The 21,355-nt window shown below is 71.9% G+C and carries 24 protein-coding genes and 1 pseudogene; 16 read left to right on the forward strand and 9 right to left on the reverse strand.

What is annotated here, in order from left to right:
• Nucleotides 1–140: 140 nt before the first annotated feature.
• The 3 genes from OIE75_RS04515 (at nt 141) to OIE75_RS04525 (ending at nt 2,563) form a co-directional block, all read left to right on the forward strand.
• Nucleotides 141–1,076 (forward strand): M56 family metallopeptidase, encoded by a 936-nt coding sequence (locus OIE75_RS04515; RefSeq protein WP_307009862.1) that lies wholly within the window; start codon nt 141–143, stop codon nt 1,074–1,076.
• A 66-nt stretch (nt 1,077–1,142) separates the two neighbouring features.
• Complete coding sequence (locus tag OIE75_RS04520; protein ID WP_307009865.1) at nt 1,143–1,814, forward strand: phosphatase PAP2 family protein; 672 nt, start codon at nt 1,143–1,145, stop codon at nt 1,812–1,814.
• Between the two features lie 41 nt (nt 1,815–1,855).
• The gene (locus tag OIE75_RS04525; RefSeq protein WP_329469647.1) at nt 1,856–2,563 is read left to right on the forward strand and encodes an HAD family hydrolase; all 708 of its coding nucleotides are present in this window, start codon (nt 1,856–1,858) and stop codon (nt 2,561–2,563) included.
• Between the two features lie 880 nt (nt 2,564–3,443).
• Here the strand turns inward: OIE75_RS04525 and OIE75_RS04530 are convergent.
• Nucleotides 3,444–3,641, reverse strand: coding sequence for a hypothetical protein (locus OIE75_RS04530; RefSeq protein WP_329469648.1), 198 nt, complete (start codon nt 3,639–3,641; stop codon nt 3,444–3,446).
• An 8-nt stretch (nt 3,642–3,649) separates the two neighbouring features.
• Nucleotides 3,650–3,871 carry a LexA family protein gene (locus tag OIE75_RS04535; RefSeq protein WP_329469649.1) on the reverse strand — a complete coding sequence of 74 codons (222 nt, stop codon included), beginning with the start codon at nt 3,869–3,871 and terminating at the stop codon, nt 3,650–3,652.
• A gap of 45 nt (nt 3,872–3,916) precedes the next feature.
• Here OIE75_RS04535 and OIE75_RS04540 point away from each other — a divergent pair, with 45 nt between their 5' ends.
• From OIE75_RS04540 to OIE75_RS04550, 3 genes are all read left to right on the forward strand, one after another.
• Nucleotides 3,917–4,069 (forward strand): DUF6233 domain-containing protein, encoded by a 153-nt coding sequence (locus OIE75_RS04540; RefSeq protein WP_329469650.1) that lies wholly within the window; start codon nt 3,917–3,919, stop codon nt 4,067–4,069.
• Between the two features lie 86 nt (nt 4,070–4,155).
• A complete protein-coding gene (locus OIE75_RS04545; protein WP_307009874.1) occupies nt 4,156–4,584 on the forward strand; it encodes a hypothetical protein in 429 nt (142 codons plus the stop codon).
• An 87-nt stretch (nt 4,585–4,671) separates the two neighbouring features.
• Complete coding sequence (locus OIE75_RS04550; RefSeq protein WP_329469651.1) at nt 4,672–5,121, forward strand: nuclear transport factor 2 family protein; 450 nt, start codon at nt 4,672–4,674, stop codon at nt 5,119–5,121.
• 114 nt (nt 5,122–5,235) lie between these two features.
• On the opposite strand, the gene OIE75_RS04555 is transcribed toward OIE75_RS04550, so the two are convergent.
• Nucleotides 5,236–5,862 carry a DUF6000 family protein gene (locus OIE75_RS04555; RefSeq protein WP_329469653.1) on the reverse strand — a complete coding sequence of 209 codons (627 nt, stop codon included), beginning with the start codon at nt 5,860–5,862 and terminating at the stop codon, nt 5,236–5,238.
• Between the two features lie 174 nt (nt 5,863–6,036).
• Here OIE75_RS04555 and OIE75_RS04560 point away from each other — a divergent pair, with 174 nt between their 5' ends.
• A complete protein-coding gene (locus tag OIE75_RS04560; RefSeq protein ID WP_241000106.1) occupies nt 6,037–6,285 on the forward strand; it encodes a hypothetical protein in 249 nt (82 codons plus the stop codon).
• A 45-nt stretch (nt 6,286–6,330) separates the two neighbouring features.
• On the opposite strand, the pseudogene OIE75_RS04565 reads toward OIE75_RS04560, so the two are convergent.
• Nucleotides 6,331–6,636 (reverse strand): annotated as a pseudogene (locus tag OIE75_RS04565) (transposase); the annotation flags it as partial.
• 610 nt (nt 6,637–7,246) lie between these two features.
• On the opposite strand from OIE75_RS04565, the gene OIE75_RS04570 reads away from it, so the two are divergent.
• Nucleotides 7,247–7,930, forward strand: a complete 684-nt coding sequence (locus OIE75_RS04570) for a TetR/AcrR family transcriptional regulator (protein ID WP_329469654.1) — start codon at nt 7,247–7,249, stop codon at nt 7,928–7,930.
• On the opposite strand, the gene OIE75_RS04575 is transcribed toward OIE75_RS04570, so the two are convergent.
• Nucleotides 7,918–9,420, reverse strand: a complete 1,503-nt coding sequence (locus tag OIE75_RS04575) for an LVIVD repeat-containing protein (RefSeq protein WP_307009881.1) — start codon at nt 9,418–9,420, stop codon at nt 7,918–7,920. The genes OIE75_RS04570 and OIE75_RS04575 overlap by 13 nt on opposite strands.
• A 208-nt stretch (nt 9,421–9,628) precedes the next feature.
• On the opposite strand from OIE75_RS04575, the gene OIE75_RS04580 reads away from it, so the two are divergent.
• On the forward strand, nt 9,629–10,282 hold the full coding sequence (locus OIE75_RS04580; protein ID WP_373463061.1) for a DUF305 domain-containing protein: 654 nt from the start codon (nt 9,629–9,631) through the stop codon (nt 10,280–10,282).
• Between the two features lie 18 nt (nt 10,283–10,300).
• Here OIE75_RS04580 and OIE75_RS04585 read toward each other — a convergent pair whose 3' ends face one another.
• Nucleotides 10,301–10,756: a DUF6214 family protein gene (locus tag OIE75_RS04585; protein ID WP_307009885.1), complete on the reverse strand. Its 456-nt coding sequence runs from the start codon at nt 10,754–10,756 to the stop codon at nt 10,301–10,303.
• A 115-nt stretch (nt 10,757–10,871) separates the two neighbouring features.
• Complete coding sequence (locus tag OIE75_RS04590; protein ID WP_307009887.1) at nt 10,872–11,243, reverse strand: ArsR/SmtB family transcription factor; 372 nt, start codon at nt 11,241–11,243, stop codon at nt 10,872–10,874.
• Between the two features lie 122 nt (nt 11,244–11,365).
• Between OIE75_RS04590 and OIE75_RS04595 the strand changes: the two genes are divergently transcribed.
• Together OIE75_RS04595 and OIE75_RS04600 are read left to right on the forward strand one after the other, a co-directional pair.
• The gene (locus OIE75_RS04595; RefSeq protein WP_329469656.1) at nt 11,366–12,445 is read left to right on the forward strand and encodes an NADH:flavin oxidoreductase/NADH oxidase; all 1,080 of its coding nucleotides are present in this window, start codon (nt 11,366–11,368) and stop codon (nt 12,443–12,445) included.
• A 197-nt stretch (nt 12,446–12,642) separates the two neighbouring features.
• Complete coding sequence (locus OIE75_RS04600) at nt 12,643–13,446, forward strand: pectate lyase (protein WP_329469657.1); 804 nt, start codon at nt 12,643–12,645, stop codon at nt 13,444–13,446.
• Nucleotides 13,447–13,450: 4 nt separating this feature from the next.
• On the opposite strand, the gene OIE75_RS04605 is transcribed toward OIE75_RS04600, so the two are convergent.
• Nucleotides 13,451–14,203: a PaaX family transcriptional regulator C-terminal domain-containing protein gene (locus tag OIE75_RS04605; protein ID WP_329473930.1), complete on the reverse strand. Its 753-nt coding sequence runs from the start codon at nt 14,201–14,203 to the stop codon at nt 13,451–13,453.
• A gap of 102 nt (nt 14,204–14,305) precedes the next feature.
• Here OIE75_RS04605 and OIE75_RS04610 point away from each other — a divergent pair, with 102 nt between their 5' ends.
• The 5 genes from OIE75_RS04610 (at nt 14,306) to OIE75_RS04630 (ending at nt 20,062) form a co-directional block, all read left to right on the forward strand.
• Complete coding sequence (locus OIE75_RS04610; protein WP_329469658.1) at nt 14,306–16,012, forward strand: DNA alkylation response protein; 1,707 nt, start codon at nt 14,306–14,308, stop codon at nt 16,010–16,012.
• Between the two features lie 108 nt (nt 16,013–16,120).
• Nucleotides 16,121–17,275 carry a WD40/YVTN/BNR-like repeat-containing protein gene (locus tag OIE75_RS04615; RefSeq protein WP_307009895.1) on the forward strand — a complete coding sequence of 385 codons (1,155 nt, stop codon included), beginning with the start codon at nt 16,121–16,123 and terminating at the stop codon, nt 17,273–17,275.
• 70 nt (nt 17,276–17,345) lie between these two features.
• Nucleotides 17,346–18,023: a uracil-DNA glycosylase gene (locus OIE75_RS04620; protein ID WP_122620777.1), complete on the forward strand. Its 678-nt coding sequence runs from the start codon at nt 17,346–17,348 to the stop codon at nt 18,021–18,023.
• The gene (locus tag OIE75_RS04625; RefSeq protein ID WP_329469659.1) at nt 18,020–19,003 is read left to right on the forward strand and encodes an N-acetylglucosamine kinase; all 984 of its coding nucleotides are present in this window, start codon (nt 18,020–18,022) and stop codon (nt 19,001–19,003) included. Before OIE75_RS04620 ends, OIE75_RS04625 begins: the two co-directional genes overlap by 4 nt.
• Nucleotides 19,004–19,138: 135 nt before the next feature.
• On the forward strand, nt 19,139–20,062 hold the full coding sequence (locus OIE75_RS04630) for a sirohydrochlorin chelatase (protein WP_329469660.1): 924 nt from the start codon (nt 19,139–19,141) through the stop codon (nt 20,060–20,062).
• Nucleotides 20,063–20,222: 160 nt separating this feature from the next.
• On the opposite strand, the gene OIE75_RS04635 is transcribed toward OIE75_RS04630, so the two are convergent.
• Nucleotides 20,223–21,257 (reverse strand): lactonase family protein, encoded by a 1,035-nt coding sequence (locus OIE75_RS04635; RefSeq protein ID WP_329469661.1) that lies wholly within the window; start codon nt 21,255–21,257, stop codon nt 20,223–20,225.
• Nucleotides 21,258–21,355: the final 98 nt, after the last annotated feature.

A 21,355-nucleotide genomic window follows, 5' to 3' on the forward strand; every position in this document is an offset into this window, starting at 1 on the left:
TGCACCGGGGCCGGGTGACGCGGACCTGTGACCGCGCCGTCGGCCGGCCGTGCCCGGTGTTCGCCGCACGCAACCGTTGCCTGCGTCACTTTGCGCCTCGGCCCGTACTGCGGGCGGCGCCGCGCTCATAGGCTGCCCCCATGATTCTCCCCGCGGCACTGCTGCTGCTCGGCGCCCTGACGGCCGTGCTCGCCCCGAGACTGCTCGCCCGGGCGGACTGGCCGGACCGCGAACCGGTGGTCGCCCTGTGGGTGTGGCAGTGCGTGGTGGCGGCCGTGCTGGTGTGCTGCGCGCTGTCGATGACGTTCAGCGCGGCGGCGGCCTGGCACGCGGTGGGCGGGCCCGTCTTCGCGACGGCGCCGGGCCCGGTGGTCGAGGCCTACGCGCTCGGCACGTCCGGCCTCTGGGCGGACACGACCGCCCTCACCCTGGCCTGTGCCGGGTTGTGGAGCGCCACGATGCTCGTCCGGGAGGTCGTACGGGCCCGTTCCCGGCGTCGGGTGCGCCGCTCGGAACTCCTGCACCGCGCCCCGTTGTTGCCCGGCGAGGCGCCAGGACCGGACCGCCTCGTCGTCCTGGAGGGCGAGCGGCCGGACGCCTGGTGGCTGCCCGGCACTCCCCCGCAGCTGGTCGTCACCACCGCCGCGCTGAGCCGCCTCAAGGGCCGTCAGCTGGACGCGGTCCTCGCCCACGAGAAGGGGCACGCGCAGGCGCGGCACGACTGGCTGCTGCACTGCTCGGCCGCGCTGGCGGACGGGTTCCCGCAGGTTCCGGTCTTCGCCGCGTTCCGCGACGAGATGCACCGCCTGGTCGAACTCGCCGCGGACGACGTGGCGTCCCGCCGCTTCGGCCGCCTGACGACCGCGCTGGCGCTGGTCGAACTCAACGAGGACCGCGGCGTGTTCGGTCCGTGCCCGACCCCGCAGGCCCAGGTCCCGCAGCGGGTGCACCGGTTGCTCACCCCGCCCGACCGGCTCTCGGCGGCCCGGCGGCTGCGGCTGACGGCTGCGGCCGCGCTGGTGCCGGCGGTACCGGTACTCGTGGCGTTCGCGCCGGGGCTGCGGGCGCTGGGTTAGCCGGCCCGCGGGCGCTCCCACCCCGGGAATTGGCCTCCGGGCCATCCGGTCGGCGAGTATCGCAGCATGCAGACGCCGCCCGTCGACTCCCCGCCCACCCCACCGCGCCCCCGCACGGCTCTCGGCCTCACCTGGACGCTGGCCGTGTGCTCGGCGCTGCTGCTCACGCTGGTGGCGGTCGAGTGGGGGCCGTTGATCCGCCTCGACGACGACATCGCCACCACGACGCACCGCTGGGCCGTCGACGAACCCGACGTCACGCAGGCCATGCGGGTCCTCACCGACTGGGTGTGGGACACGTGGACGATGCGGCTCCTGTCCGCGGCGGTCGTGCTGTGGCTGTGGTTCCGGCGCGGGGACCGCTGGACGGCGGTCTGGCTGGGGGCCACCTGCCTGCTGGGCAGCCTTCTCCAACAGGTCCTGAAAGCCGCGGTGGACCGCCCCCGCCCGGTCTGGCCCGACCCCGTCGACTCCGCCCACTACGCGGCCTTCCCGTCCGGCCACGCCATGACGGCGACCTTCGTGTGCGGCCTCCTGGTGTGGCTCGTCCACTACTACGGCGCCTCCCCCGCCCTGCGCCGCGCCGCCTGGGCCGTGGCGGCGATCTCCGTGGCGGGCGTCGGTGTGACCCGGGTATGGCTGGGCGTGCACTGGGCCACGGACGTGGCGGGCGGCTGGCTCCTGGGCGTCCTGGTGACGGCGCTCGCGGTCCTGGTGCACCGGCGCCGGCATCCCTGACTCCGGCACCTGGCCGCCGCCCCGCCTCGTAGGATCCGCCCATGACCGCCGTGCTGTTCGACTTCTCCGGAACCCTGTTCCGCATCGAAGCGTCCGAGGACTGGCTGCGTGCCGTGCTCGACGGTGCCGGGGTTCCCCTGTCCGGTCCGGAATTGGCCGAGACGGCACGGGCGCTGGAGGCCGCGGGGGCGCTGCCCGGCGGCGCACCGCCGGTGCGGGTACCGGAGGAGCTGGCCGGGGTGTGGGAGACCCGCGACGAGAGCTCCGCGCTGCACCGGGCCGCCTACACCGGGCTGTCCCGGCGGGTGCCGCTGCCGGACCCCGGGCTGCACGACGCGCTGTACGAGCGCCACATGACGCCGGGCGCCTGGCGCCCCTACCCCGACGCCGCCGAGGTGCTGGAGACGCTGCGCGGTCAGGGCGTCGCCGTGGGCGTGGTCAGCAACATCGGCTGGGATCTGCGGCCCGTCTTCCGCGCACACGGCCTCGACCGGTACGTGGACGCGTACGTCCTGTCCTACGAGCACGGCATCCGCAAGCCCGACCCCCGGCTTTTCGCGCTTGCCTGCGAGGCGCTCGGCGCGGAGCCGGGGCGGACCCTGATGGTGGGCGACGACCGGCGGGCGGACGGCGGCGCCGCGGCCCTCGGCTGCGGAGTTCACTTCGTGGATCATCTGCCGGTGACCGAGCGCCCGGCCGGACTGCGACCGGTGCTCGACCTGGTGCGCCGAACGGGGCCGGGCACATAGCCCGAGGAACCCAGCGGGGCGGGTGCGTCCGTCCCGGACGATCTCCCGTGTCGCCCGGGACACTGTTGGGGGTGCCCTGTCGACCTGCCGTGTTTGCGGCGGCCCGGCCCCATCGACTCCGCGAGCACCGTAGCCGCGCCCGCAGTAAGCCGGTCGGCCGCGTACCGGTCCCGGGATCGCGGCTTCAGCTGCGCCTGCCGCTGCCGCACCTGCCCGTCGAGGTCGGCGAGGGTCCCGGCGCCCGCGCCGCACAGCTGGGGGCCGCCGACACGTTCCAAGCCGCAGTCACCGAGCACGTTCACCGCGTAAGGCAAGCCTCGCGTCGACGTCGAGAGGGCCGCAAAGAGGGTCGTCCGGCACCCGGAGCTTGCCGGGTGAGGCCGCCCCCGGTGGTGATTCCGCCGGAGCACCGGGGGCGGCGAGGGTCCCGAGGATGAGCCCTCACCCGCCCCTTCCCGTCGCACCCTCCCAATGGATGCACCCCAGGCAGCGGCAGACCCCGCCTGCGTGACCAGACGGGGCCTTCAGCCACAACAAACCCGACTTGCTCGTCGGATCGATAGGACGAGTCTACGAGGGGCCACTGACAGTGCCGGGGCGTCGCGTCGGCGAGCAGCCCATCGCCATCTGCAACCGACGGGAACTCGATTCAGGCAACGCGTTGGACGGCTCTCCCCCGCGGGGCCACGCTGATCGCTCATGGGGGAAGAATCATCGGATCGCTCAGGCCAACGCGTCCCGGCAAGGTGGCTGCTCATTGAACGCAACAGCGCGTTCGACAAGGTTTTCCGGGTCTTCGTCACCTTCTGGGATTCCTCTTCACCGTGGGCCCTGGGGGAGGTCTTCTGCGGCTCTTCGGCATCCGCCCCGCCACCGCCCCCTACGACGGTGCTGCAGCTTCCGTCAGCACGGCTCCCGTCTCCTCGTCCATGAGCGTGACCCGGGCGCCGGGCCGTGTCCCGTGCCGGCCGATCCAGGCGGTGAACTTGCCGCGAACCACCGTCTCGCTCCCCCACCAGCCGTGCAGCACCTCCCTGCCATCGGCGACCACGGTCAGGTGGAAGCGGCCGGCGGTCATGCCCGCCATCATGCGAGTCGGATTCCACGCGGCTGGTGCGGCTCGCGGGCGATGGCGCCCTTCGCTTCCAGCTCGCGCAGCTGATAGTGCACTGATGACGGCCGCAGATCCACCGTGGAGGCGATCTCGGCGACGGTGGGGGCCTCGCCCTGCTCGGTGATGGCCGCGCGGATGGCGCCGAGGATCCGCTCCTGGGTGTCGGTGAGGTACTCGACCTTGCGTCTGACCATGACCCCAGTAGAAATCTTGTTCGAATTTTGGTGCAAGCTGGAGGCGTGACCGACCTCCCGCCCGACCTGCCGCGACTCCGCACCCTGGAGACCTGGCTCGCCTACACCCTCGACGAGGTGCGGGCCGCCATCACCGAAGGCGTCAGACCCTGCGACGTGTGCCGGCCCGACAGCGCCCTTGGATTTCTGGACAGCTAGGAAGCGCGCTGCGGGATGCAGCCCGTGGCCCCTGGGTACGACTGCTGACCCAGACACAGCTTACGGCCGAGGGGGACGCAGCAGACGTGAACGGGACCGCAGTCGTCATATCCGGGATCGCCCTGGTGATCAGCCTCTGCTCGCTGTACCGGTCGGTCCGCAACGACCGCCGGGACATCACCTTGCGGCTCCACGAATCACTGATCGACCCGAAGCTCCAGACTGGGCGAAAGGTGCTGCACGAGATGCAGGACGTGGAAAGCCTGACCCCAGAGCAGTACGAGCTTGCGAACCGAGCCCTGGCCGGCCTCGACATTGCCGGCTTCTACTGCGCCAAAAGGTACGTGAGCGAGAAGGACTTCCTCGATCTCTGGGCTCCAGCGCTGGTCACGCTGGGTCGGTCCGCGGCCCCGTTCCTGGCCTACCGTGACGCCCAGCGGCCGAAGCCAGTGTGGCCGTACTACCGGCGTCTGACCCGGAAGGCTGAAGAGCAGCTCCGCAGGGGGAGCAGGTAGGGCGTGTTGCCGGAAGTGCCGAACGTGCAGCTCAACGATGTCTGATTGCCGCCAGCAAGGTCCTGCTGCGGCCCTCATGCTGGCGGCATGACGATGTCATCCATTACGGAGTCAGCAACAGTTCTCACCGGCATGTATGCGGCTGAGGCGGAGTACCTGGCGGCGGGAGGCCCTGGCGAGGCTTCGTTCGACCTCCTCGCCCCCTTCTTCGCGCCGGATGTCGAGTTGCATCAAGCAGATGCCCTGCCATACGGAGGCACTTGGCGTGGGCACAACGGCATGACGCAGTTTTTCCTCATGATGGGAGAGGTGTGGGAGTCGTTCGAGATGGTGGAACAGGAGTTCCTGGCCACCGGTGAGACTGCGGTCGTGCTCACACAGGTCCGTGCTCGCGCTCGCGCGACCGGCCGTGAACTCAACTTCCCCATTCTGCAAGCGATCACGGTCAAGGACGGGCGGATCACCGAGGTCCGTCCGTTCTACTTGGACACGCGGGCCATCGCCGATGCCTGCGCCGCGCCGACACCGACAGACTGAGGTCGACGGCAAAACCCACTGTCACAGCCACTCGTTGAGGACTGCCGAAGCCCTGTGAGACCGGGCGCACGCCTTGGGCGATTTGGTTGAGGACGATGTCTCGCTCGATCATGATCAACTCGCGCAGTCCGGCGAGACGAAGGCCTCAGCGGTCTCGTCGACGAGAACGCAGAGTTGCTGCACGGTCTGCCGGCAGTGTTGCGGGTCAGGGGCCGCAACGGCCCGGACTTCGAGCCATCGGTCCCACGGACCGTCCGGGCCGAGGAACCGTGTTGTGTACTCGGAGCCGAGAATCCCATCGAGGTACAGGAGCGTCCCGAGGACGACTGCCTGGTCGTAGTCGAGGTCGGGACGCAACAAGTAGTGATCAAGGTATGCGCTGAGCAGTTCGGCATCCGCCGCACTGCCGAACTTCGCAAGGACGACGCAGTACGCCGCGCCCGCATACGGCCCCTCGCTGGCCAGTAGGAGCCGACCGATGAGGTCGCGGAACTCGGTCCTGTGGGCCACAGCCACCAGCCATGCGGCAGTCTTGCGCTCGCGCCATCCGCCCTCGAAGAGGATGCTGAGCTCCGCCGGAGTGATCTCGTAGGCAGCCTGAGCCAGATCCCGCACAAAAGCGGATCGCTCGACAGGGTTCAGCCGCAGAAGGCCCCCGCCCAACCGAAGGTATCGACGATCAGGCGTGACGAACCGCCGAACCTGCTCCTGCAACTCGGGATCGTTCTGGACGTGACGCATAGCCGCATCCTGGCCCGGGAGAGTACGCATGCACCACAGGTTTGCCGACCGCCTCGACGGACCGTCGTTGCTGGTTCCGAAAAGTGACTACACCGAAGGAGATGCATCGATACGGAATGAATAGGACGTAGCGGACGTGGAACTCCGACCCCAACCCCACAGAGAGGACCCGCCGTGATCATCAAGAAGATGCACGACATCGGCATCAGAAGCGAACACGCCTACCTCGCCGGCATCGCCTCCATCGGCCTCAGCGTCGCCTCCTGGATCGGCAGCCTCAAAGCCGAAGCCGCCGGCATCGAACGCGCCGACCGATGGGGCATCTTCGTAGGCGAATGGGCGCCCACCTTCATCGGCATCGGCATCGCCCTCTCCCACTACGAACAACACGACGGCAGCCTCGCCCACATCCACGAGAGCTGAGCACCGACGCACCGCGGCAGCAGAAGGCCGGGGGCCACCGACATCGACGAGGACCGCGCTCACGCCGCGGTTCTTGATCTCGGTGAGGATGTGCAGCCAGTGCTTGGCGCCCTCGCACCCGTCGCCGGCCCACAAGCCCAGGATCTCCCGCCGGCCCTCGGTGGTGACGGCCGAGGCCTAATAGATCGGCCGGGTGGCGATCGCACCGTTGCGGTTCTTCTCGTGGATGGCGTCGATGAAGGCCACCGGATAAACGGTGCCGAGGGGCCTGCTCCGCCATTCGGCCATGCCCTCGGGCACGTTGTCGGTGACGGTGGAGCTGGTCTGGCGGGAGACTTCGGCGCCCTGTGGCTGTGCAGTCCCGGCGCCAGCTTCGTGATCGGCGTCGCCCTGCCCGTCGACGGCGGCTGCACCACCCGCTGACCCCGGCCCCGAACCGGGGCACCCGGCCGGGGTGCGGCACGCACGCACCACCGCACCCCGGCGCCGGGCCACACGACACGGCATCAGACCGTTCGCGGAGGCTCGGCCCCGACCGGCGCGCCCGGGTCGGCCTGGCCACGGCTGAGGAGGCCGAGTCCGGCGAGGACGACCGCGCTGAGGGCGCCGATCCTGTCCGTGGACAGGTCCAGCCCCGTAGGCGGCGAGCAGCGCGGCGACCGGTCGGGTGACGGCGGCGGCGAACACCGCGGAGATGATGGCGACGATCGCGCCCGCCCGTCCCGCGGACAAGCCGAGCCGAACGTGACGAGCAGTCCGAGGCCGGCGGTCACACCGGCGATGATGACGGCGGGCTCTCCGCCGGCGATCATAGCCCGAGGCAACCAGCGAGGCGGGTGCGTCCGTCCCGGACGATCCCCCGTGTCGCCCGGGACGGACATGACCGGACCGGACCTCTGAAGGGCCGGCCCGCCTGCGCCGAGTATAGTTGGCTGGCAGCCAGTCAACGCAGGAGTACAGCATGTCCCCGCGCAGCGCCTCGGTCAATGAAGAGTTGCGGCGGCGTTCGAAGGAGCGGCTTCTGCAAGCCGCCGTGGAGCTGGTGGGCGAGCACGGGTACGAGGCGACCACGCTGGGCGCCATCGCCGACCGCGCGGGCTCGGCACGCGGCCTGGTCTCGTACTACTTCCCCGGCAAACGCCAGCTGGTGCAGTCCGCCGTGCACCGGCTGATGCACCGCACGCTGGAGGAGGCCCTGGAGCGCGAACCCCGCACCGCCGACGGGGCCGAGCGGATGGCGCGCGCCGTCGACGCGATCCTGGGCCTCGCCAGGGACCGGCCGGTGCTCATGCGCCAGCACATGGCGGGCCTGCTCCAGGCCGAGGTGGGTTTCGTGCCGTGCCCCGAGCAGCGGAGGCTGGCGGAACTCCTGCGGGACACCGTCGCCCGGCACGGCTCGCGGGACGTCGACCGCGACTACCCGATGCTGCGCGCGCTGCTGATGGGAGCCGTCTTCGCGGCCCTGGTGCCCGGCGTACCGATGCCCGTGCCGGTGCTGCGCGCCGAGTTGTTCAAGCGTTACCGGCTGGATTGGGAGATGGGTGTCCCGCCGGACACCGAGGTGTCCGGCGGGACGACGTGCGACGCGGACCTGTCGCGGTTCTTCGCGACCGGCGGGCGCGACGAACAGGCTCAGTCGAAGTAGTCCGGCTGCGTCTGCGTGTTCAGCTCACGCAGGTGAACCCGCTTGGCCGGGTCGGTGCGCCGGTCGTCGAGCTTGAGGACGTCGAAGCCCTTGGCGATGTCGTTCGAGTAGATGTAGCCGTTGTAGTAGTACGCCGACCAGGAACCGCCCGTGGTCATGCCGTCCGTGGTCAGCGGTCCGCGCTCGAAGTAGGCGATCTCCTTGGGGCGCTTGGAGTCGGTGAAGTCCCAGACGGAGACGCCGCCCTGGTACCAGGCCTGCACCATGATGTCGCGGCCCTTGACCGGGATCAGCGAGCCGTTGTGGGCGACGCAGTTCTCGGTGTCCGCCTGGTGGCGGGGGATCTTGAAGTAGCTGCGGAAGACCAGCTTGCGGTGGTCGCCGCGGCCGACGATGTCGTAGATGCCGTCGGCGCCCCGGTCCGGGCCGATCTCCGCGTTGCAGGTGGCCGCGCCGCCGCCGCCCAGCTCGTCCGTGAAGACGACCTTGTTGGCCTTCTGGTTGAAGGTCGCCGAGTGCCAGAACGCGAAGTTCACGTTGTCCTGGACGCGGTCGATGACCTTCGGACGCTCGGGGTCCTTGATGGAGAACAGGATGCCGTCACCCATGCAGGCGCCCGCCGCGAGGTCCTCGGAGGGCAGCACGGTGATGTCGTGGCAGCCGGTGGTCTTGGAGACGCCCGGGTTGGTGGGCCCGCCCGGGTTGCCGCCACCGTCGGGGCCCTCACCGGGGAACAGCACCGGGAAGTCCACGACCGCCGCCCGCTCGGGCGCCTTGCGGGGCACCTTGATGACGGAGATCCCGTCGTGCGGCGGCCGGCAGTCGGGGTACGCGGCGCTCGGCGAGTACGAGGAGACGTAGACGTAGACGTCCTTGCGCTCGGGCACCAGCGTGTGGGTGTGCGAGCCGCAGGCGGTCTCGACGGCGGCGACGTACTTCGGGTTCCGCTTGTCGCTGATGTCGAAGACCTTCATGCCCTCCCAGGAGGACTTCTCGGTCGCCGGCTGCGTGGTGCTGTTGCAACTGCTGTCGCTGCGCGAGGAGTCGGTCGACAGGAACAGCAGGTCACCGGAGACGGAGATGTCGTTCTGCGAACCGGGACACAGCACCTGGGCGACGGTCTTCGGCTTCTTCGGGTTCCTGATGTCGAAGATGCGGAAGCCGTCGTAGTTGCCGGCGAAGGCGTACTGGCCCTGGAAGGCCAGGTCCGAATTGGTGCCCGGGAGTGCGTCCTTGGGGATGTTCGTCAGGTGCTCGATGTTGTCCGAGTGGACTATCTCGTCCTGACCGGGTATCTCGCCGCTCTCTATCGCCTCGCGCACCTCGGCGCGCGCGCTCTTCGACACCTCTTTCGACGTGGCCGGGCCGTCCCCGGGGTCTGGGGTCGCCACAGCCGGGCCGGCGGTGAGCAGCGCGGAGAGCAGTCCGGCGGCGACCGCCGCGACTCCCAGACGTCTGCGCCGCGTTCGCGGGTCGTTCAACAGGGTCACTGTTTCCTCCCTAGGTCCGTTCCCGTCGGAACGGTTCACGCACCACGCAGTATCGTCTTCGCCATGCTCATACCAACAGGGGGCAACAAACACGCAATGAAGTTTTTTGATCAGTGACGCGCGGAAGCGTGCTAGGACGGTCATCGCACCCACGAGGTGCTCCGCATTCCGCCTACCACAGGAGGTTGTTGTGCCCTTTCGCTCCGCGATGTCCGGTGCGTCGCTCGTCACGGCCTCGCTGACCGCACTGGCCGTGCTCGGCCTGAGCGCCTGCGACTCGGACCCGGACACCGGGTCGGCCGCCAGGACCGGGCCCTCGGTGATCGCTCCCGGCCAGCCGGGCGAGGGCAACCGGACCCTGTCCGCCGAGGACGCCGAGAAGCAGCGGGCCGACGACGACTCCCCCAACTCGGCGGACGTCTCCTACGCGCGGATGATGATCCAGCACCACGCCCAGGCACTGAAGATGACCGAACTCGTGCCGAAGCAGGCCGAGTCGGGCCGGATCAAGAAGCTCGCCGAACGGATCTCCTCCGCGCAGGGTCCGGAGATCGAGGCGATGCGGGGCTGGTTGAAGAACCACGGCGAGAAGGAGAAGGACGAGAAGGGGACGGGCGGCGGGCACGAGCACGCCGGGATGCCCGGCATGGCGACCGAGGCCCAGCTGAAGAAGCTGCGCGCGGCGCGGGGGAAGGCCTTCGACCAGCTCTTCCTCACTCTGATGATCACCCATCACGAGGGCGCGATCACCATGGCCACGGACGTCAAGTCGCAGGGCAACAACGTGCAGGTCGAGGAGATGGCCGACGACGTGGTCGCCCAGCAGACGAGCGAGATCTCGCGGATGCGCGAGATGCTGTGACCCTCGGCCGACGGCGGCTCAGCGGCGGGCGCGACGCGGCGCCAGGAACCCCTCGTCACGCGCCTGGCCGATCAGCCTGAGGGACTTGCGCCTGCTGTGCCCGGTCACGCGCATCACCGCGAGGACAGGGTCGTTCCCCTCCTCGCGGGCCTCCTGGTACTCCCGCGCCACGAGCCGGCACTCCTCCCTGCCGCGCGGCCACGCGGGACGGCCCCGGCGCGACACGGCCGGCAGCACGCGGCCGGGCGCCGGTACACAGGCCGCGAAGAGCGGGTTCTCCAGCCACTCGGCGAGCACGGCGAGGTCGTCGAGGGACAGGGGCGGCTCGGCCCGCACACCCTCGACCCGCACCTCCCGGCCGGACAGGACGGCGAGCGCGTCCACCCGGGCGCCGTCGGCGAAATCCAGCCGCACATCGAACCAGGAAGCCGTGGCGCCGCCCTCCCGCACCACCCAGGCGTGCCGCACGGACATCTCACCGTCGTCCGGACAGCGATCGGAAAGCTGAAGAGAACGATCAAAGAAGGATGCTTCGAGCACATGCGCAACGTAACCGAATGATCACATTCCATGCGGATGGAACACGCGGTCAGCTGTCACCAAGGACACCAAGGGCGGCGGCCTGGCGGGCGGCGGCGGCCAGCAGGGCGTCGAGCAACCCCGGGAACAGCGCGTCCAGGTCACCCCTGCGCAGGCCGTTCATCTTGGCCGTGCCCCGGTAGGTCTGCCGGACCACCCCGCTCTCGCGCAGCACCCGGAAGTGGTGCGTGGTGGTCGACTTGGTGACCGGCAGGTCGAAGTGCGAGCAGGAGTAGAGCGCGTCACTGTCGGCGGCGAGGTCCCGCACGATCCGCAGCCGCACCGGATCGGAGAGCGCGTGCAGCACACCCTCCAGCCGGATCTCCCCGCGCGTGGGATGCGGCAGCTCGCGGGCGCCTGCGGCGGTGGCGGCGGGGGTCACGGCGACTCCAGTTCGTCCGGGGGCTTCATTGTACGAGGACCACCGTAGTTTGACACCCGCCGTACTACGAGAAGTATCGTACGAGCTGCCACGCCCCTCCACACCCCAGGGAGCAGCCCGCCATGAGTGCCCTCTTCCAGCCTCTGCAACTGCGCGACACCACGATTCCGAACCGGGTCTGGATGCCGCCGATGTGCCAGTACTCCGCCGCGCCCCAGGGCCCGTTGGCGGGCGTCCCCGGCGACTGGCACTTCGCGCACTACGGCGCACGCGCGGCCGGCGGCACCGGCCTGATCGTCGTGGAGGCCACCGGCGTGTCGCCCGATGGCCGCATATCCCCCCAGGATCTGGGGCTGTGGAACGACACGCAGGTCGAGGCGTTCCGCCGGATCACGGACTTCATGCGCTCCCAGGGCACCGTTCCCGCCGTCCAGCTGGCCCACGCGGGCCGCAAGGCGTCGACCGCGCAGCCCTGGAAGGGCGGTGCCCCGGTGGGGCCGGACGCGTACGGCTGGCAGCCGGTGGCGCCGAGCGCACTCGCGTTCGACCCACGGCACCCGGTGCCGACCGAGCTGACGGTCCCGCAGATCCGGGAGGTGGTCGGCCGGTTCGCGGACGCCGCTCGCCGGGCCCTCGCCGCCGGCTTCGAGATCGTCGAGCTGCACGGCGCCCACGGCTACCTGATCCACGAGTTCCTGTCGCCGCACTCCAACCACCGCACCGACGCCTACGGCGGCTCGTACGAGAACCGCACCAGGTTCGCCCTGGAGGTCGTCGACGCCGTGCGTGCGGTGTGGCCGGACGACAAGCCGCTGTTCTTCCGTGTCTCGGCGACCGACTGGCTCGACGAGGGCGGCTGGACGCGGGAGGACACCGTCCGGCTGGCCGGCGACCTCAAGGCACACGGCGTCGACCTCCTCGACGTCTCCACCGGCGGCAACGTCCCGCGCGTGCGGATCCCGACCGGTCCCGGCTACCAGGTGCCCTTCGCCGCGCACGTGAGGGCCGGGGCCGCGGTGCCGGTCGCCGCCGTCGGCCTGATCACCGAGGTGGCGCAGGCCGAGAAGATCCTGGCCAACGGTGAGGCCGACGCGGTACTGCTGGGTCGCGAGCTGCTGCGCAACCCGTCCTGGGCGCAGCAGGCGGCGCGGGAGCTGGGCGAGGACGTCCGGATGCCGGCCCAGTACGGCTGGGGCATGTGAGGTGGCGTTTCGCGCGAAGCGTTGACCAGAAAGCGCTTACCCTCTACGGTCCGTTCATCAGCATGACCGATGCGCACGCGGCGAGGTGCCCAATGCCCCGCTTGCCCCTCACCGCGTGTGCATCGCAATCATGTCGACGCACATCGTTCACGTACATGTTCCGTTCCACCCCCACTCCCTATGGAAGGGATCAGAACATGACCGCAGCGACACGCCCCCGCGCGCAACGGCGCGCGGCCGCCGGCGCACTGGCCGCGCTCGGACTCTCCGTTGGCATGCTCATGACCACAGAGGCGACCTCGGCGCACGCCGCGACCTGGCCCACCCCCAACGGCAGCGAAGGCGTCTCCTCCACCATCTCGGTGTCCGGCACCAAGGACTACGGGATGAAGCGCCTGTACGGCACCGGCGACCTGGGCTCCGGCGGCCAGGACGAGGACCAGGGCCCGATCCTGGAACTGGCACCCGGCGCGGTCCTCAAGAACGTGATCATCGGCGCCCCCGCCGCGGACGGCATCCACTGCAAGGGCAGCTGCACGCTGCAGAACGTCTGGTGGGAGGACGTCGGCGAGGACGCGGCGACCTTCCGGGGCTCCTCGTCGTCGAGTGTCTACACCGTCTCCGGCGGCGGCGCCAAGGAAGCCAGCGACAAGGTCTTCCAGTTCAACGGCGCCGGCACCCTGAACGTCTCCAACTTCGCGGTGAAGAACTTCGGCACCTTCATCCGCTCCTGCGGCAACTGCTCGTCGCAGTACAAGCGGACGATCAACCTCAACACCATCGAGGTGAACTGGAAGGGCGGCCGGATCGCCGGCATCAACACCAACTACGGCGACAGCGCGACCCTGCGCAACATCACCATCGTCGGGGACAGCAGCAAGAAGATCGTCCCCTGCCAGAAGTACATCGGCAACGACGACGGCGACGAGCCGGACTCCAACGGCTCGGGCGCCGACGGCACGTACTGCAAGTACGCGTCCTCCGACATCACCTACAGGTGACGTCTCAGGTCCGGGTGCCGCCCGCCCGGACCTGTCCGGACTGCTCCCGCTGATACTCCGTGTAGGCGTCCCGCAGGGCCGCCCCCGGCCAGTCGGACGGGAGCAGTTCCGCGGGCAGCACGGGGTCGGCGAGCAGATGGCGCACGACGGCCGCGAAGGCGGTGAGACGGTCGGCCGGCCGCCGGGCCCGGCCGACCCGCGCCAGCAGGTCCCGGGCCGTGCGGGACCAGGTGTCCAGCGGCCACAGCCGCGCGGACAGGTCGGCGGCCGGGCACTCGGGGCGTGAGACGAGGCGCTCGGCGACGCCGTCGAGAGCGGCGGGCAGCGGGCGGCGCAGGTTGGCGGGGCGCAGCCAGACACCCTCCCGGAGTTCGGCGAGGCGCAGGGCGGTCAACCGGCTGCGCAGTTCGGCGCGTTCGGCGGGACCGCGGCCCGTCGCGGTGATCACGAGCATCTCCCAGTCGCCGTCCCACGCGCGCGTGCGCGGGCGCAGGGCCTCGTCCTGGCGCCGCTGGCGTTCCAGCAGCCGCTCGCTGAGCCGGTAGCCGGTGTCCGTCCGCCTCAGGTCCCCGGCGGCGGCCATCCGGCTGAGCGCGGCGCGCACCGTGGACCCGCCGACGTCGAACCCCTCCACAAGCCGTACCAGCTCCCGGACCGGCAGTTCGGGGGGATGGGTGCCGAGCAGCAGGCTCAGAACCACCGACCGCGCGGACAGCGGGCGCAGCGGCGGCTCGCCGGGGGCCTCGGAACCGTTCATCCGCGCGGGCACGTGTCGTCCGTCCACATGAGCACGTACTGTACGTGCGCCCGAGGTGTTGCACTATTGCTGCGGTCGCAGCGCTAGTGCAACATTCGGGTCATGACGACACTCGCGCAGGAGCCTGACGAGCAGTACGAGGAGTCCGCGGGCCACCCGGAGGGGTACGCCACGCACGACGTCACCAACCAGCCCCCTCCCCTGGCCCCCTACGACGCCTCGGACGACACGGCGCTGCTGGAAGGTCTGCGGCGGGAGGGCGCCGGATGGGCCGAGGACGGGCTGCGCCGGCTCGGGCGGCGGGCCGGCAGTGCGGAGGCGCAGGACTGGGGCGACCTGGCCAACCGCCACGAACCCGTACTGCGCACCCACGACCGGTACGGCAACCGGGTCGACGAGGTGGAATACCACCCGAGCTGGCACCACCTGCTGCGGGTGGCCGTCGGGGAGGGCCTGGCGGGTGCGCCCTGGGCGGACGACCGGCCGGGCGCCCATGTCGCGCGCACCGCGGGCGGACTGGTGTGGGGCCACACGGAGGCGGGGCACGGGTGCCCGACGTCGATGACCTACGCGGCCGTCCCGGCGCTGCGCGGCACCCCGGAGCTGGCCAAGGTCTACGAGCCGCTGCTGACCGGCCGGGAGTACGAACCGGGGCTGCGGACGCCCACGGAGAAGCGCGGCCTGCTGGCCGGGATGGGCATGACCGAGAAGCAGGGCGGCTCGGACGTCCGCACGAACACCACGACGGCCACCCCGACCGCCGAGCCGGGCGTGTACACGCTGCGCGGGCACAAGTGGTTCACGTCGGCGCCGATGTGCGACGTGTTCCTGGTGCTGGCCCAGGTGGCACCCGGCAGGGGGCAGGGGGGCCTGTCCTGCTTCCTGGTGCCGCGCGTGCTGCCGGACGGCACCCGCAACACCTTCCGCATCCAGCGGCTGAAGGACAAGCTCGGCAACCGGTCCAACGCCTCGTCCGAGCCCGAGTTCGACGGCACCGTCGCCTGGCTGGTCGGACCCGAGGGGCAGGGCGTCAAGACGATCATCGAGATGGTCAACTGCACCCGGCTGGACTGCGTGATGTCCTCGGCGACGCTGATGCGCAAGACGCTGGTCGAGGCCGGCCACCACGCACGGCACCGCAGCGCGTTCGGCGCCCGGCTCGTCGACCAGCCGCTGATGCGCAACGTGCTGGCCGACCTGGCGCTGGAGTCCGAGGCCGCGACGGCGCTCACCCTGCGGCTGGCCGGGGCGGCGGACCGGGCGGTGCGCGGGGACACCGCCGAGACGGCCTTCCGGCGGATCGCCACCGCCGTCGGCAAGTACTGGGTGACCAAGCGGGGCCCCGCGTTCACCGCGGAGGCCCTGGAGTGCCTCGGCGGCAACGGCTACGTGGAGGAGTCGGGCATGCCCCGCCACTACCGCGAGGCCCCGCTGCTGTCGATCTGGGAGGGCTCGGGGAACGTCAACGCCCTCGACGTCCTGCGCGCGCTGGGCCGCTCCCCGGCGACCGCGCACGCCCTCTTCGCGGAACTCGCCCTCGCACGCGGGGCGGACGCCCGCCTGGACGCCGCCGTGGCCCGGCTGGAGACGGGGCTGACCGAGGCGTCCGAGACCGGTGCCCGCCGGCTGGTGGAGCTGATGGCCCTCACCCTCCAGGGGTCCCTCCTGGTCCGGCACGCGCCGCCCGCCGTCGCCGACGCCTTCTGCGCGACGCGGCTCGGCGGCGACTGGGGGCACGCCTTCGGCACCCTGCCGTCCACGGCCGACCTCGGCGGCATCCTGGCGCGGGCGCTGCCGACGGCGGACTGACCGGGCGGGGTCGGGGTTCCGGCCCCGTGCCGCCCCTCCCCCGGCTCCGCGAGCATGCCGCATCACCGCGCCGACCTGCGACGACGCCGAATCCAGAGGTGACTGTCAGTGGCTGGGTGCAGACTGGCCCGTGTCCGAGACAAAGGCGTCGACGAGGACGCCGCGGAGGTGATCGGCATGACCGAGGTACTGCTCGCCGTGGGCACCCGCAAGGGCCTGTTCATCGGGCGCCGGCGGGGTGGCACCTGGGAGTTCGACGAGAGTCCGTACTTCAACGCCCAGGCCGTCTACTCGGTCGCCCTGGACATCCGCGGCGACACCCCACGCCTGCTGGCGGGCGGCGACAGCGCGCACTGGGGCCCGTCGGTGTTCCACTCCGACGACCTGGGCCGCACCTGGACCGAACCGAGCGCTCCGGCCGTCAAGTTCCCCAAGGACACCGGAGCCTCACTGGAGCGGGTGTGGCAGCTGCACCCGGCCGCCGCCGAGCCGGACGTGGTCTACGCGGGCACGGAACCGGCCGCGCTGTACCGCTCTGAGGACCGCGGCGAGAGCTTCGAGCTGGTCCGGCCCCTGTGGGAGCACCCCACGCGGTCCCAGTGGGTGCCGGGCGGCGGCGGGGAGGGGCTGCACACCGTCCTCACCGACCGGCGGGACCCCGGCTCGGTGACGGTCGCCGTGTCGACCGCGGGCGTGTTCCGCACCACCGACGGCGGCGCGACCTGGGCGCCGTCCAACTCCGGTGTCTCCGCGGTCTTCCTGCCGGACCCCGACCCGGAGTTCGGCCAGTGCGTGCACAAGGTCGCGCGGGACGCGGCCGACCCGGACCGCCTGTACCTGCAAAACCACTGGGGGGTGTACCGCAGCGACGACGCGGGCGCCCACTGGACGGACATCGGCGAAGGGCTGCCGTCCACGTTCGGGTTCGCCGTGGCGGCCCACCCGCACCGCGGCGACACGGCGTACGTCTTCCCGATCAACGCCGACGCCGACCGGGTGCCCGCGGACCACCGGTGCCGGGTCTTCCGCACCGCGGACGCGGGCAAGAGCTGGGAGCCGCTGTCGGCGGGCCTGCCCCGGGAGGACCACTACGGCACGGTGCTGCGCGACGCGCTGTGCACGGACGACGCGGACCGCGCGGGCGTGTACTTCGGCAATCGCAACGGCGAGGTGTTCGCGTCGGCCGACGACGGCGACAGCTGGCGGCAGTTGGCCTCCCACCTGCCGGACGTGCTGTGCGTGCGGGCCGCGGTCCTGGCGTGAACCGGGCGGGGGGATCCGGCCTTGGCCACCGCTTGATCGGCGTCACCCGCACGGCAGTAGGGTGACGCCCGTGGCACCACGACCCTTGAATGAAATCGTCGAAGCGGGCTGGGCGAAGGCACTGGAACCCGTCGCCGGGCGGATCACCTCGATGGGTGACTTCCTGCGCGGGGAGATCGCCGCCGGACGCACCTACCTCCCGGCCGGAGCCAACGTCCTGCGGGCCTTCCAGCAGCCCTTCGACGACGTCCGGGTACTGATCGTCGGACAGGACCCGTATCCCACCCCGGGGCACGCCGTGGGGCTGTCGTTCTCGGTCGCGCCCGAGGTGCGTCCGCTGCCCGGCAGCCTCCTCAACATCTTCCGGGAGCTGAACACCGACCTGAACCTGCCGCAGCCCTCCAACGGCGACCTGACCCCGTGGACCCGGCAGGGCGTGCTGCTGCTCAACAGGGCACTGACCACCGCCCCGCGCAAGCCCGCCGCCCACCGCGGCAAGGGCTGGGAGGAGGTCACCGAGCAGGCGATACGCGCCCTGGCGGCACGCGGCAAGCCGATGGTGTCCATCCTGTGGGGCCGCGACGCCCGCAACCTGCGGCCGCTGCTCGGCGATCTGCCGGCACTGGAGTCCGCGCACCCGTCCCCGATGTCGGCCGACCGCGGGTTCTTCGGCTCCCGCCCGTTCAGCCGGGCCAACGACCTGCTGGTGCGGCTGGGGGGCCAGCCGGTCGACTGGCGGCTGCCGTGAGCGGCGGCTTCCTGGCCGTGGACTCCGGCGGCTCGGGGCTGCGCGTGGTCGTGGGCACCGCCGGTACCGACGGACGCGGCCCGCTCGGGCACCGCGCGTCGCGGGAGCCCGTGCGCACCGGGCCCCGTGGCATCGACCCGGAGCACCTGATGGGGCAACTGCTGCCCATGGTTCGGGCATTGACCGCAGAGATCCGGGTGGGCCGGTTCGGCACCGTCGTCGTCGGGGCCGCCGGGCTGGCCACCCTGGGCGACGCGCTGCGCGCCGAACTGCCGGGCGCGCTCGCCTGGGAGCTGGGAGCCCGGAGGGTCGCGCTGGTCGCCGACGCCGTGACCGCCTACGTCGGCGCCCTCGGCCCCCGGCCCGGAGCGGTGGTGGCCGCCGGGACCGGACTGATCGCGACGGGCACCGACCTGGCCCGCTGGCACCGGGCGGACGGCTGGGGGCATCTGCTGGGCGACTGCGGGGGCGGCGCGTGGATCGGGCGGGCCGGTCTGGAGGCCGCGCTGCGCGCCCACGACGGGCGGGAGGGCGGCTCGGCGCCGCTGCTGGCCCGGGCCCGGGAGCGCTTCGGCCCGGCGGCGGGCATCCCCGGGCAGCTGTATCCGCGGACCGACCGCCCCGCCGTCCTCGCCTCCTTCGCTCCCGACGTGGCCGCCTGCGCGCCCGGCGACCCCGTGGCCGCCGAGATCCTGCGCGCCGCGGCACGGCACATGGCCGACTCGGCAGCCGCGGTCTGCCCCCGCGACGGCGAGCCCCGCCTCGCGGTCACCGGCGGCCTGCTGAAGCTGGGCGACCCGCTCGTCGCACCGCTGGAGGAGGAGCTGGCGAAGCGGCTGCCGCAGGCACGGCGGACGGCCGCGGAGGGTGATCCCCTGGACGGCTCGGTCCGCATCGCCACCGACCTGGCGACCGGCACGCTCACCCTCCCGGGTGATGACGCGATGCTGTGGGTGACGTCCGTGACGGAAGGCCGATAACCGGTCCGCCGGAGAGGTGAATCGTGCCGATGTCGGCCGATCCGTACATCACTCATCAGACAAAACAGGACGGATACCGCTCACCTGCACCCTCCCCGAACAGGGAAACCCCGGAAACCAGTAACATGCGGCGCCATGAGCTCCCCCACTGGGCCCGCGTCCGGCCTGCCAGTACGAATGCCGCGCCCCCGCCAGCCGGGACGGCACCGCCGCCCCGAACCCCTGGTGGCGCCCGAGGGCGCGCCCGCGCTTGTCCTCGCGGTCCCGGGCACGCCCAGTAGCGCCACCCGGGGCCTCGCCGACGAGGTCATCAGCATCGCCCGCTCCGAGCTCCCCGGCCTCGACGCCCGGGTCGGCCACCTCGAAGGGGACGACGCCGAGTTCCCCTCGCTGTCGGCCGTGCTCGTGAGCGCCGCCGAGGAGCGCACCGCCCGCTTCGAGCAGGCGCGCGCCGCCGGCCTGGAGGTGAAGGAGCCCGACGGCCCCGTCGCCGTCGTCGTGCCGCTGCTCGCGGGTCCGGACAACGCGCTGCTGCGCCGGATCCGGCAGGCCGTCATGGACAGCAGGGTCGCGGCCGAGCTGACCGACGTGCTCGGCCCGCACCCGCTGCTGGCCGAGGCCCTGCACGTCCGGCTCTCCGAGGCCGGTCTGGCCCGCGCCGACCGCGCCCGGCTGTTCACCGTGGCGACCGCCGCGGACGGCATCATCCTGGCGTCCGTGGGCGGTGACGAGGCGGTCCAGGCGGCCGGGATCACCGGCATGCTGCTCGCCGCGCGCCTCGCCGTTCCGGTGATCGCCGCCGCGCTGGACGAGGAGGGCTCGATCGCGTCCGTGGCCGAGCAGCTGCGCTCCTCGGGCTCCCAGCAGCTGGCGCTCGCGCCCTACCTGATCGGCCCCGAGATCGAGGCGTCCGTGCTGGTGGCGGCCGCCAAGGAGGCGGACTGTTCCACCGCCGAGCCGCTCGGCCCGTACCCGGCGATCGGCAAGCTGGCGCTGGCCAAGTACACGACGGCGCTCGGCATCTCGCCGCAGCAGCCGCAGGGCACTCCGGTCCGCTGACGCGCGGACGCCCGCGCGCACGCGGTCGCGGGCGGCACGAGGCACGGCGACACGGCACCTCAGGGGAGCCGAAGGGCCCGCTCCGGTACGGGAGCGGGCCCTCTGTCGTGCCGTGTGGCGAAGAGGGCCCACGGCAATCGGCCGTGGACCCCGCGCGACGTCAGCCGAAGACCACGCAGGACGCCGCCGGCACCGCGAGTGAGCCGGCCCGGCGGGGCACGCCGGTGTCCGGGTCGAGGGCGAACCAGGTCACGTCTCCGGAGCGCTCGTTGGCGGCGTACAGGAAGCCGCCCGACTCGGTGATCTCCCGGGGCCAGTGCCCGCCGCAGGGCACGGTCGCGGTCAGGCGCAGTCCGTCCGGCTCCACGGCGAGGACGGACAGGACGTCCTCGCCGCGGGTGGCGGTCCAGACGAATCGGCCGTCGGACGAGACCACGACGCCGGACGGGTAGGCGTCCCCGGCCGGTGCCCCGGGCAGCACCGGCACCTCGGTGAGCGGCTGGAGGATGCCCTCGGCCGCGTCCCAGCGGCAGACGGTGACGGTGGGTGCCAGTTCGTTGAGCACGTAGACCCGGCTGCCGTCCGGATGGAAGGCCAGGTGGCGCGGGCCCGAGCCGGGGCGCAGCGCGGTCTCCCGGTGCACGGCCGGGGCTCCGTCCGTCAGGGTGCAGACCCGGACCGAGTCGGTGCCCAGGTCCACGCTGACCGCCCACCGCCCGCTCGGATCGGGCCGCACCTGGTGCGCGTGCGGCGCCTGCTGCCGCTGGGCATGGGGGCCGGAACCGGTGTGGCGCAGGACGCCGGACGCGGACCGGGCGAGGCTGCCGTCGGAGCGGACCGGCACGGCGGAGACGGTGCCCGAGCCGTAGTTGGCGGTGAGCACGTGACCGTCGTACAGGCTGAGGTGGGTCGGCCCGTCGCCGCCCACGGGTACCGGGCGCCCGGCGGGCTCGGGCTTGTCCCCGTTCACGCGGTAGGCGGCCACCGCGCCCTCGGCCGTCTCGCTGACGGCGTAGAGCATGGCTCCGTCGGGGGCCAGGGCGAGGTAGGACGGGTCGGGCAGCCGGTCCGTGCCGCTCACGACGGTGAGCGCGCCGCTGTCGGGGTCGACGTCCGCCGTCAGGATGCCGGGGCCGCCGGCCGCCGTGAACGACCCGATGTACGCCCGCCGCTGCCGCCTGCCACCGTCCGCCACCGCTGCCCCTCTCGTCCTGCGTCACTCGTCACACGCCGTCCCGCGCGGGTCGGTGCCGACCGGTCGTCCGCCCCGGAGCGACGGTAGCAGTCGATCAC

The organism is Streptomyces sp. NBC_01723 (assembly GCF_036246005.1).
GTDB lineage: Bacteria > Actinomycetota > Actinomycetes > Streptomycetales > Streptomycetaceae > Streptomyces.